Genomic DNA, 11720 nt, shown 5'->3' on the forward strand with positions numbered 1-11720 from the left:
GTCAATCCAAGGCGCGACATTTTGTCTCGCCCACCACTTAATTCAGCGATCCCTGTAGCAAGTTAACTTGCCGGCTAAATCCGTCTATTGCCCAGGGGCGAAATCTCGGGTTTGATAGGCCAATCTATGACAAACAGGGATTTTAATCATGAAATATCAGTGGTTTCTAGGCACGCTTTTCATCGCAGGCATGAGCGCTCAGGTGACGGCCCATGAGGCGCCCATCGAATTTCGCGCCGCCGGCAGCCTCAAGGCCGCCATGACAGAGGTGATTGGCGCCTATCAGGCCAAGGGCCATAGTGAGGTTGCCCCTCAGTTTGCTCCATCTGGACTGCTTAGAGCGCGTATCGAGTCCGGTGAGAAGGTGGATCTCTTTGCCTCGGCCAACATGAAACATCCTACTACTTTGAGCCAGGCTTCCCGCAGCGGCGATGTGGTGATGTTTGCCCGTAACAAGCTCTGCGCCCTGGCGCAGCCAGAGGTCGAACTCTCAAGCGAGACTCTGCTGACCCAGATGCTCAATAGCAAGATACGCCTTGGCACCTCTACCCCTAAGGCAGACCCCGCCGGTGACTATGCCTTTAAGGTGTTCGAGCGCGCCGAGGCCATCTCATCCGGCGCCCAGCAGCAGCTGGAAGCCAAGGCACTTAAGCTAACCGGCGGTCCGGACAGCGCTAAGCCACCGAAAGGCCGTAATCCCTACGGCTGGGTAATGGAGAACAAGCAGGCGGATATCTTCCTCACCTACTGCACCAACGCCGTGCTGGCGCAGAAAGAGGTCAAGCCCCTCAAGATAGTGCAGCTACCTGAAAACCTCAGCGTCGGCGCTAATTACGGCCTGACCGTCATTCAGGATGCGCAGCCCCATGCAGCGGATCTGGCACTCTTTATCCTGTCGCCACAGGGGCAAAAAATTCTGGCCAGCTACGGCTTCGACACCCCAACCTTGCCCTAGCAACGACTCAGTCCTAACAACTCCGCTTCCTTAGCAACTAAGTCCTTACAGCAAAAAGGGCTGGCACATGCCAGCCCTACCTTAAACACTTCTAGTGCTCTTAAATATCGACCCGTTAACGCGCTATTCCTTAAACAGATCCAAGGCCGCACGGCTCATCGCCTGCACTCCCGCCTCGATGGCGACGGGGTAATCCGGCGCAAACTTGCTGGAATGCAGCGAGGGGAGACTCGCTCCCGATACCTGACTGGCCGCATAATCTGCCACGGGCACAGCGCCTAACCAGAACAGGGTGATAGGCTTTTTAGCGGGCGTTAAGCCATACAAGCCAAAATCTTCTCCCGCCATCACAGGCGATGCCTCCAAGACATTATCATCCCCCAGTTGCTTGGCGATGCTGGCCCTGACCTTAGCTGTCTGCTCCGGGTCGTTGTAGGTCGATGGAATGCTCTCCTCCTGATGCACATACACATCAGGCCACTCGGCCTCGCTCAGTCCCGCACTAATGGCGATCCCCTTAGTGAGTCGCTCGATGGCGGCGATCTGCTGCTCGCGCACCTTAGGATCGTACGAGCGCAGCGTCAGCTGTAGCTTCACCTCGTTGCCTATGATGTTGTGTTTCGAGCCGCCGTGAATCGAACCCACGGTGATCACATTGGGCGATAATGGCGAGACCTCCCGGCTGACGATAGTCTGCAAAGCAAGCACTATGCGCGCCGCCAAGACCACAGGATCGACCGTGGTATGGGGATAGGCGCCGTGACCGCCGCGCCCCTTCACGCTGATATCCACCGAATCCACGTTCGCCAGGGCATAGCCCGGGGCGATGGCCACCTTCCCCGCAGGTACCGAGGCGCTGACATGCAGCCCAAGAATATGATCGGGTGTCGGGAACTGGCTAAACAGCCCCTGTTTAAGCATCGCCTTGGCACCGCCCCCCACCTCTTCGGCAGGCTGAGCCACCAGCATCAAGGTGCCCTGCCATTTATCTTTTTGCTGAATCAACTGCTGCGCAGTGCCCACCAGATTGGTCATGTGCACATCATGGCCACAGGCATGCATCACCCCCACCTGATTGCCCTGGGCATCAAGGGTGGTGACCTTAGAGGCGTAGGCTTTGCCCGTCTCCTCGACAATCGGCAATGCATCGGTATCGGCGCGGATCATCACGGTGGGGCCCTTACCGTTACGGTAGATGCCAACCACGCCATGACCGCCAAAATCCCGAGTCACCTCTATACCTAAGGCCTCGAACTCGGCCGCCATCCTCGCTCCACTCTGTTGCTCATGATAAGAAAGTTCGGGAGCTTGGTGCAGCTCGAGATAGAGACTGGAGAGCGCCGGCATGGCTTGCTTGACCGACTGCGACAGCGCCTCGTCTTGGGCCCAGAGGCTTTGGCTGGTGCCGAGGGCAACCAGGGCGCCCACTAAACAGGATTGATGAATGATCTGGCGTAACATGCTTGACTCCATTGCCTAAAATTTTTCCACTAGGTGCTCAGCATAGCGACTCTTAGGGCGGAAACCAATCTAGCCATTATTCTATATCCCATGCACCACCGGCGAGACAAAAGAGAGTTTTGCCTCTCCCTTGCCATTTGCCCGGCAAATCGGTAGTTTCATATGCCTGTACACCCGGACACGCATACGTCCAGCTAGTCACAAGAATAATGAAAGGACTTTTTGATGGGGAATATTCTTTGGGTCGCCTCCTATCCCAAATCGGGCAACACCTGGGTTCGCGCCTTCCTTGAAAACTATATCCAGAACGCCGAGCAAGGGGTCGACATCAACACCATGCACAAGATCTCGACCGCCGAGTCGGCAGCGCACCGCTTTCAAGCGCGCCTGCAAGATGGCCGTAAGACGATAGACCTCAGTCTGGATGAGATCTGCGCCCTCAGGCCCGCGGTACAAGCCGACATTGCCATGCAGGCTCACGGCACCACCTTCGTGAAGACCCATAACTATCTGGGCACCTATAAAGAATATCCGCTGCATAACTCTTCGGTGACCTCGGGCTCCATCTACATAGTGCGAAACCCCTTAGACGTCACCGTCTCTATGGCCAACTACTTCGGTTACAGCATAGATGAGACCATCGCCTACATGGCAGAAGAGATGACAGGCACCCCCAACGAGCCCGAAAACGTGCCACAGGTGATCACCTCATGGTCAATGCATGTCTCCAGCTGGACTCAAAACCCAGAAGAGGCCAAGCTGGTGCTGCGCTACGAAGATATCTTAGATGACCCTAAGAAGGTGTTTCGCAAGATAGAATCTTTCCTCGGCCTGAAGAAAGACCCCAATCGCCTCAAGAACGCCATCAAGCACTCCTCCTTCGCCCAGCTTAAGGCCCAGGAAAGCAAACGCGGCTTTGTGGAGAAACATGAAAATGCCAAGTCTTTCTTCCGCCAAGGCAGCAAGAACCAGTGGCGTCAGGTACTGAGCGACGAGCAGGTGGCAAAAATCGTTGAGCACCACGGCGAGCAGATGGCGAGATTCAAATATCTGCCGGGTAAATTACGCTAGGATTTACCCACAAAAAAACGCAGCCTGGGCTGCGTTTTTTATTACCTATCTAGCTGATAACAGGGCCAGTTATAAACGATAGCTGAGGCTCAGCTTAGCGTTGCGTTCGGCGCCAGGCATACCGCCGAGGAACATGGCTTTCTCATAATAGTCCTCATCCAGCAGGTTATTCACATTCAGCTGCACTGTCCAACTGTCTGCCTGATAACTCAACGCAGCATCCATCACGGTATAACTGGGCACATAACCATCTGGGATCCCAAACGATGCGGAGTGGGTGCTGCGCTCATCTACATATTTTGCGCCCAGGCTGACACTGAGCGGACTCGGCAGCTTAAACCAGTCGGCATCATAGGTCACCCAGGTACTGGCCGTCACATAAGGGACACCTTTCTGACGCGTATCGAAGCTAGTACTGTTGGGATCTTGCTTGTCTCTGGCGTCTTGATAGACACCATTGACATTTATCGCCCAGCGCTCACCAAGGTGAGCATTGAGATCCAGCTCAACCCCTTTGGTCTCTTCCTTGCCGTCATAGAAATATTGCGCGACATCTGGGCCCGATACCCCCGCCTCATAGTCCTTGTTATTGTATTGCAAGTTCGTTCGTGAACTTTCAAACACCACAATCGAGGCCAGCATCTGATCATCAAAGGCTTTAAAACGTACTCCTATGTCGTTGCTGATAGACTCCGAGTCGTCTCTATCGGCACCATCGCCCTTTAGGCTGCCCAGCACGCTATAGGCGGTGCGCCCCTTGGCGTGATTGATAAAGAACGACAGATCATCGGTTGGCATGTAGGTAATGCCCAAGTTATAGGTCATCCCATCATCTGAGGTATCGGCTTCCGGCGTAGGCTGTGCGAGACTGGCGCTGTAGCGCGCATCGACGCCATAATGCTCGTAACGCTGAGAGATGTCATTGAAGGCGACGCCAATTCGCGTCGTAATACCAAAATCAAAGTAGCCCACATGTTGCAAGCCCACGCCCCATGCCTGCACCTTCTTGTTATAGTTGCTGGTCATCAGAGGGTCATAATCTTCGAACTGTCCTTGTGCCCAATTAGGCGAGCGAATATCGAAAATATAGGGCAGCTGGCCCTGATAGATCACCTCACCGGCCTTGTTCTTGATCACCTTGTCCGCGTCATAGATGGAGTATTGCTTGAAGCGAATATTGCGATCTTCAAAATTGGCGTTAACTAACAGCTCGTTATCTATTCCCGCGACGCTAAAGTCATAACGCAGATCGGCAAAATACTGCCACGAAGTCTCGTCGGCCTGAACCTGACGATACTCCTGGCGACGTGCGGCGAAGGGATACAGACGATCATCTACCACCAGAGGCGCTCGGGGATCGCTGTTGATCACCCCGTTGCGGTTCCAATAAACATAGTTATAGGCACCTGTCTGACGGGCAAATCCCGACTGATAATCGCGATACTGCAACTGCTGATTAAGGAAAAGATTGTCAGCGAAAAAGATATTATGGGTCAGCTTAAACCTTAGCTCTTCACCCTCATTGTCCTTCGCCATCGGCGAAATGATCCCAGCCTCACCGAAGGCATAGGGAGTCAGGCCATCACCGGCAGATAACGAGTCAGCCAGTTGATGGCGCTGTTCATCGCTCAGCTGTAATCCCGCGTTAGAGGCATCGTTGATAAGATCTTGCCAGCTAACCTCACCCGCAGGCTTACCCCCAACCGACGCAGCATTGTAAATACGAATCGGATGTCCGATAGAGTCTACCGCTATCGCATCTTTGATGTAGGCGGCACTGAGCATGATATCTTGCTGATCGCTCAGTAGATATTTTAATGAAGCGTAAGCCTCATCCCTATCGGTACCTATGTCTCGATACCCCTCGCTTCTGGCATGCTTTGCCACCAAACGATAGGCCGCCTTATCTGTCAATGCTGCTGTGCTGTCTAGCCCCAGTGAATAGCTGTCCCACTGGCCAACTTCGGCAGTGAATTGATGACTGGCATTAAACTGAGGCTTCTTCTCAATAAGGTTGATCACGCCGCCGGCGCTGCCCATGCCATAGAGGCCGGTTGCAGGGCCTTTTAGCACTTCAACCGACTCGACATTAGTCAATGAGCGTGTCGGATTAAAGGTGTTTCCCAGACCCGCACCACCATACATGCCATCATAGGTGTAGTTCGCCCCCAGGCCACGGATAACGATATTGTCGCCTATGCCATAGTTGTTGCCCGCCTGGGTCACACCACTGATGTTACGCAGCAGCTCCTGCAGCTCTGTTGCCCCCTGGGTCGTGATCAACTCCTCATCGACCACCACTACGGCTGCAGGCGTCTCCATGAGTGACATATCAGATTTAGTGGCCAGGCCTGAATTCATCACGACCTTGTTTTGCCGGCCATATACGGTAATGCGTTCGACCTCTGCCGAAGCTTGTTGCTCGATACTGGTATTGTGTTGCTCTGCCGATACCGATAAGGATACGGCACATCCTAGCGCGACTGCTGATAAGCGCATCTGTTTCATTTGTTAAGAATTCCCCTAAAAATTGCACGCAAATGATAACGATTATCAATAAGCTTTCAATATGGAGAAGCCAAGGGGAGAGAGAAGCAGAAGCTTTGTAATTGTTTAAGAAGGAGTTATTGTAGATTTTTTACATTGTAAATACGCCTTAGATGACGTTTTACAAACTTAAAGCGCAAAAAATGCAGCCCTGGGGCTGCATCTTATTTATCGACATTCACTATCTAAAATTGGACCTGAGTCTAAAAATGGACGTGAGTCTAAAGTTGGGCTAACGCCGAACGTTAATCTAGCGCCTAAAACTGATAATGCACGCCTAGATAGACATTACCCCAGTCGCTTTCCACCTGCTCATCGAGCCCGGTCGCATCGAGATCGGTATAGAGCATCTCATAGGCAATACGCACGTTAATGCCATTGTCGAAAGCCATGTTAAAGCCAGTGCCCCACAGCCAGCCATTGCCGTCGTAGTCCAGATCGGCCTCGACCTTAGTAGCCGCCATACCCGCCTTGATGAACATAGAGTAAGTATTATTGAAATAGTGGTGGAACTTGGCCGCGATAGACAGCTGATTGGCCTTCACATCCCCCACATCGACAAAGTTGTCGGTGCGAACATAGGTGCTCTCGACAGCGAAGTTTTTACTGAAATAGTAACCGCCATAGAGACCATAACTGATGGCCGACTCGTCAAATTCTCCCGCCTCTAGCGTAGAATGACCCGCCATGGCCCCCAGGTAATACCCCTTAATATCGGCAACCGCCATCGCAGATCCCGATGCGATAAGACTCGCCAAACACAGTGCCAGCATAGATGCGCGCTTCATGCTTCCCCCGGAAACGAAACATTTACAAGTAGCTAACATACTAGACCAAAAATCGCATTAAATTAAGTCTTTAATTGCCACTTTGATAAAAAACCAACCAAGCTTTGTCCGCCCGGCAAATAGGTAGAATCCAGGGCATAAAAAATGCAGCCTGGGCTGCATTTTTCTCACAACGACGTCTAAAACCAGTTAACTGATGGCATTGGCTTAGGCAATTAATCTTCTAACGCCTTTGTTTGCCGTAGTTAGTGCTTCTCATCCTCGGCGGGGCCGCTGAGGGGCTTGTTACCCGATATCATCGCCGACACTAGGCCAGGCTGATGTTTAATCTCGGCTACTATCACCCCGGCCACATGCAGCACTATCATCAGGAGCAGCAGATACACGCTATACACATGCACCTCGCCGGCCAGCGACTTATAGGGCTTTAATACCGCCACCTTCTGCGCATCGACGCCGGTGTCGTCATAAGGCTTGATGCTGGCACCATCGACGCCAGGCTGGGCGATATAGTCGCTGACCGCACCGCCAAAGGGTGGGTAATAGATATCGGTTCCGGCGCGCACCAGGCCTGTCACCATTATGGTCACCAACAGCAGCATCATGGCAAAGATGGCCAAGCGCCCCATGGGATTATGATGCAGATATTGAGGCGACTCCCCCTTGGCCAGCTTGGCCTTGTAGCGAGACAGCCCCTTGAAATCCGGGAGAAACTGACTCAGGCGGGCGCTATGACTGCCGATGACACCCCAGATCAGCCTGACACTCAGGTTAATGGCAAACAGGTAACCGACCCAGACATGCAGTTTCTTCAAGCCAATCTTGGCTTCCAGGCCGCTGATGCCGATATCACCCTTAAATAACATCACCATGCCAATGAAGATCAGCACCATGACTAAGCCAAGGTTTATCCAGTGAAACAACCGCGTTGGCTTGTCCCACACCTTGTAAACCTTCACCTCTTGACTGACTCCTTCATGACTAACTGCCCCTTGATTGGCAGCCACTTGATTAATCGCCTCTTTTGGCATCGTCTCCCCCATTTCAGACGTTTATCCAGAGGCTAATAATATACGCCTGTTGGGGGCAAAATTTTGTGAAATATGCTTCATGGCAAGGCAACTTAACCTTAATTTTTTTATGGTTAATTAATCTTGCTACGAAAGAAGATCTCGATGACTTTGTTAACCCTGCTGGCGGCGTCTGATAAGGCTCAACCAGCCCAACCCCAGTAGCCCGAACAGCCAGCCCACAGAGAGGCTACCGCCACTCACCTCGACTTCGGTGACGACCTCTTCGACCACATACTGGTCGCGATCGGCGCTCTCCAGCGGCAGGCCATAGAGATCATCCAGATCATCGCTGCTGATAGTGGCGACGATATCGCTGTAACCCACCTCATAGAGATCGATCAACACATCATAATGGTCCGTCGGATAACCAGTATGCAGCGTGGTAAGCACCTCAAAATCATCGTCGCTGGCATCGTCCACTATGGTGAACACATCTGTGGTGTGGTACAGCTCCCAGGGGCCGCCATTACGGCTCAGATAGAGGTCGGCATAGACGTTGGCATGCTCACCCAGATAATAACTGTGGACGTCGGCGTCGAAGGTCACGCTGAAGGTGCGATAGAAGCCGTCATAATCGATATCTTCAAACAGGCGGCTGCTGGCCTCATAGATAGCAAATTCGTGGTAGATCCCCGCCTCGAGGCGCTGAGCGGAGGATTTGAGCGTCTTAGTACCAGCCTGATCTGAACCTTGCTCTGCGCTGAGTGTCAGGGCCTGGCGCTCGGCAATCACCTGCTCACGCGTCTTACGCGGGGCAAGTTCCACCTTCTGCTGTTTAAGCTGGTCGGCGCTCGCCTGCTGCGTGCTGGTCATGGCCTGCCCGGCGCGGCTAAAACCTTGGGCCAGCGTCTGTTCATCCTGCACTACGCTGGTCGATGCCGAGCCGACTAGAGCTGTATTTTCTCCGAGATTGTCTGCCGCCATGGCTGCGCCGCTACCCAGCATGGTCAACAAGGCGGTGGCCTTGATGGCGCTATACAGCTTACCCAGAGCAGAGGGGGCCTTAATTGAGGGCGTCATAGTTGAGAGCGTCTTAGTTAATGGCGTATTAGTTGCCAGCTGCTGGCTCGTTTTCATCGTGAGTCTGTTCATAATCAATCTCCATAGAATGGACTGCGTCTTGCTTAAGGCCATTAGATGCGATCGAAAATGAACGTAAGCTGAACATTAAAAATCAGCCTATTCAACAAGATGGCGAAAAATTAAACATTCAGCTCTTGTTCATCTGCGCAAGATAACAATGAAAAAGCACGCTTGCCGCTTTACCCTGGCGAGCATGGAGATTCGCGGCATATGTTTCTTATTTTTATAGGATCTTTTACACTGTCCGAAGAATTCAACACAGGTGATTTTGATGAAACCAGCCCTAATATTGCTCGCCATAGCGTCACTCCTGTTTCCCCTACATGGATACAGTGCGGACTATGGAATATCGGCGGCCAGTAGCAGCATCTTGATGGCAGCTCAGAAAAATACCAATCAAAATCTACGTGTTAAAAATCGTCAGCAGGCCACTCAGATGGTAAAGGGGCGCTATAACGCCAAGGTCCTGAGCGTGCAATCATCACGGGTCAATGGCAACCCAGGCTACCGCGCCAAGTTGCTCAGTAAAGATGGCGTGGTCTTTTATGTCGCCATCGACGCCGTCACAGGACAGATGAGCCGACAATAACCTGCTAAGAAAGGACACGCCAATGCGATTACTACTGGTTGAAGACGATTTAGCCCTTCAGGAAAATTTGAGACAACACCTGCTCGATGCCAACTACACCTTAGACATCGCCAGCGACGGCGAAGAGGGCCTGTTTCAGGGACGAGAGTATCCCTACGACGCCGCCATTATCGACGTGGGACTGCCTAAGTTAGATGGTATCGCGCTGATCGCCAGGTTAAGAGAAGAGGGAATAGACTACCCCATACTGATCCTGACGGCCCGTGACAACTGGCAAGACAAGGTCGAAGGCCTGGATGCCGGCGCCGACGACTACCTGACCAAGCCGTTTCATCCCGAAGAGCTGGTCGCCAGGCTCAAGGCGCTGATCCGCCGGGCGGCGGGCAAGTCCAGCCCAGTGATTCAAAACGGGCCCTACTCTCTCAACACCAGCAGCCACGAAATAAAATTTGGCGACCAGGATGTCAGCCTGAGCGGCTCCGAATACAAGCTGTTCGAGTATTTCATGCTGCATATCGGCGAGGTGAAGTCCAAGAGCATATTGATCGAACACATCTATGATCAGGATTTCGACTTAGATTCCAACGTCATCGAGGTCTTCATCCGCCGCCTGCGTAAGAAGCTCGACCCAGACGGCCAGTATGGTCTTATCGAGACATTGCGTGGCCAAGGCTACCGCCTCAAGCCACTGGATAACAGTTAAGCTTTCGAGGCCATCTGATGAGCAGCCAGCGCGCCCCACAGGGCAAACTCAACTCCCTCAGGGTTCGTCTGATCCTCAGCGCCCTACTGCTGATATTGCTGCTGCTGCCCACCATTGGCTTCGCCCTCAACAACGCCTTTAAACAACAGGTAATGACCAACGTCAGAGAGCAGCTAAGCGCCTACCTCTATTCTGTACTGGCGGTGGCCGAGATGGACGATGGCAAGCTCTATATGCCAGAGGCGCTACTGGAAAATCAGTTCAATGTCATAGGCTCAGGCCTCTACGCAGTGATCGACAGCGCAAGCGATCACCGAACTGAAAGCGACCGCCAGGGTAACAACCAAACTGAAAGTGACCGCCGGGCCAGTTTTGAGCCCCTCTGGTCATCCAACTCCTTTCTTGGGTTAAACATCACGACTCCCCTGCCCCATCCTAAGGTGGGACGCAGCGAATTTGGCGAGCTGATGTTAGAAGAGCAGCCCCATCTCATCTACAGCTTCAGCGTACGCTTTGCACCCGGCGAGGCCCAGCGCCAGAGCGCGCCAATCACCATCCACATCATCAAAGATCTCGACGGCGTGGCGCAGCAGCTCAAGGCCTTTAGCCAACATCTGTGGAGCTGGCTGGTGGTGTTGATGCTGGTACTGCTGGCTATTCAATTTGCCTGGTTGGCCTGGACATTAAAACCCCTTGCGCGCTTCAGAGAGGAGCTGGGACAGGTACAACGGGGCGAGGCGGAGCAGCTCAGCGGCCATTACCCCAATGAACTGCAGGCAGTGGCCAAACAACTCAACACACTGCTGAGCACAGAGCAGCGCCAGCGCAGTCGATATCGCAATGCCCTCTCTGACTTGGCCCACAGCCTCAAGACGCCACTGGCGGTGATCCAAAGCCAGAAAGATCTCAGCCCCACCTCACTTGAGCAGGTCGGACAGATCAATCGCACCATAGGCCACCAACTCAAGCGTGCCCAGAGCGCCGCCGGTAACGCCTGGCACCTGGGGATCAAGGTCAGCCTGGTCTCCGACAAGCTGCTGCGCACCCTGGTCAAGATCCATCCCGGGGTAGCCCTCAGCTATGGCAAGGCCCCTAAGGAAAACCAGATCTTCTACGGCGATCAGAGCGATCTCACCGAGATGCTGGGCAACCTGCTGGATAACGCCTGCAAGGCCGCTAGAAACAAGGTGATGCTGAGCGTCGACGCTGACAATGGAAAACTCATCATCAGCGTCGAAGATGACGGCGCCGGTGTTAGCCCAGAGCAGCGTCAGCTCATACTCGAGCGTGGACGACGCGCCGATACCTATGAGAAGGGCCACGGCATAGGACTCGCCATCGTCGGCGATCTGGTGCAGAGCTATCAGGGAGAGCTCACCATAGACAGCTCGGCGACGCTTGGCGGCGCCAAATTCATCCTGAGCTTCCCTCAGCAGTTCGCCGAGTAGCC

At 53.3% G+C, this 11720-nt stretch carries 10 protein-coding genes; 5 read left to right on the forward strand and 5 right to left on the reverse strand.

Features of this window, described 5'->3' with window-relative positions; all coding sequences use genetic code 11:
• The first annotated feature begins 148 nt into the window (after window positions 1-148).
• Entirely contained in the window at window positions 149-955 is an 807-nt protein-coding gene (locus tag K0I63_RS13895; RefSeq protein ID WP_220081424.1) for a molybdate ABC transporter substrate-binding protein, read from the forward strand.
• 123 nt (window positions 956-1078) lie between these two features.
• Here K0I63_RS13895 and K0I63_RS13900 read toward each other — a convergent pair whose 3' ends face one another.
• On the reverse strand, window positions 1079-2416 hold the full coding sequence (locus K0I63_RS13900) for a M20 metallopeptidase family protein (protein ID WP_220081425.1): 1338 nt from the start codon (window positions 2414-2416) through the stop codon (window positions 1079-1081).
• A 225-nt stretch (window positions 2417-2641) separates the two neighbouring features.
• On the opposite strand from K0I63_RS13900, the gene K0I63_RS13905 reads away from it, so the two are divergent.
• A complete protein-coding gene (locus K0I63_RS13905; protein WP_220081426.1) occupies window positions 2642-3487 on the forward strand; it encodes a sulfotransferase domain-containing protein in 846 nt (281 codons plus the stop codon).
• A gap of 69 nt (window positions 3488-3556) precedes the next feature.
• Here the strand turns inward: K0I63_RS13905 and K0I63_RS13910 are convergent, their stop codons facing one another.
• The 4 genes from K0I63_RS13910 to K0I63_RS13925 form a co-directional block, all read right to left on the reverse strand.
• Window positions 3557-5995 carry a TonB-dependent receptor gene (locus tag K0I63_RS13910; protein WP_220081427.1) on the reverse strand — a complete coding sequence of 813 codons (2439 nt, stop codon included), beginning with the start codon at window positions 5993-5995 and terminating at the stop codon, window positions 3557-3559.
• A gap of 296 nt (window positions 5996-6291) precedes the next feature.
• The gene (locus K0I63_RS13915) at window positions 6292-6822 is read right to left on the reverse strand and encodes an outer membrane beta-barrel protein (protein WP_011866488.1); all 531 of its coding nucleotides are present in this window, start codon (window positions 6820-6822) and stop codon (window positions 6292-6294) included.
• A 245-nt stretch (window positions 6823-7067) separates the two neighbouring features.
• Complete coding sequence (locus tag K0I63_RS13920; RefSeq protein WP_258406874.1) at window positions 7068-7853, reverse strand: cytochrome b/b6 domain-containing protein; 786 nt, start codon at window positions 7851-7853, stop codon at window positions 7068-7070.
• A gap of 153 nt (window positions 7854-8006) precedes the next feature.
• Window positions 8007-8987, reverse strand: a complete 981-nt coding sequence (locus tag K0I63_RS13925) for a choice-of-anchor H family protein (protein ID WP_258406875.1) — start codon at window positions 8985-8987, stop codon at window positions 8007-8009.
• Between the two features lie 262 nt (window positions 8988-9249).
• Here K0I63_RS13925 and K0I63_RS13930 point away from each other — a divergent pair, with 262 nt between their 5' ends.
• Genes K0I63_RS13930 through K0I63_RS13940 form a run of 3 tightly spaced genes read left to right on the forward strand, consistent with a single transcriptional unit; the run spans window position 9250 to window position 11718 of the window.
• The gene (locus K0I63_RS13930; RefSeq protein ID WP_220081428.1) at window positions 9250-9567 is read left to right on the forward strand and encodes a PepSY domain-containing protein; all 318 of its coding nucleotides are present in this window, start codon (window positions 9250-9252) and stop codon (window positions 9565-9567) included.
• A gap of 22 nt (window positions 9568-9589) precedes the next feature.
• Entirely contained in the window at window positions 9590-10270 is a 681-nt protein-coding gene (locus tag K0I63_RS13935; RefSeq protein ID WP_220042982.1) for a response regulator transcription factor, read from the forward strand.
• 17 nt (window positions 10271-10287) lie between these two features.
• Entirely contained in the window at window positions 10288-11718 is a 1431-nt protein-coding gene (locus K0I63_RS13940) for an ATP-binding protein (protein WP_220081429.1), read from the forward strand.
• The last annotated feature ends 2 nt before the right edge of the window (window positions 11719-11720 follow it).

The organism is Shewanella rhizosphaerae (genome assembly GCF_019457655.1).
GTDB lineage: Bacteria > Pseudomonadota > Gammaproteobacteria > Enterobacterales > Shewanellaceae > Shewanella > Shewanella loihica.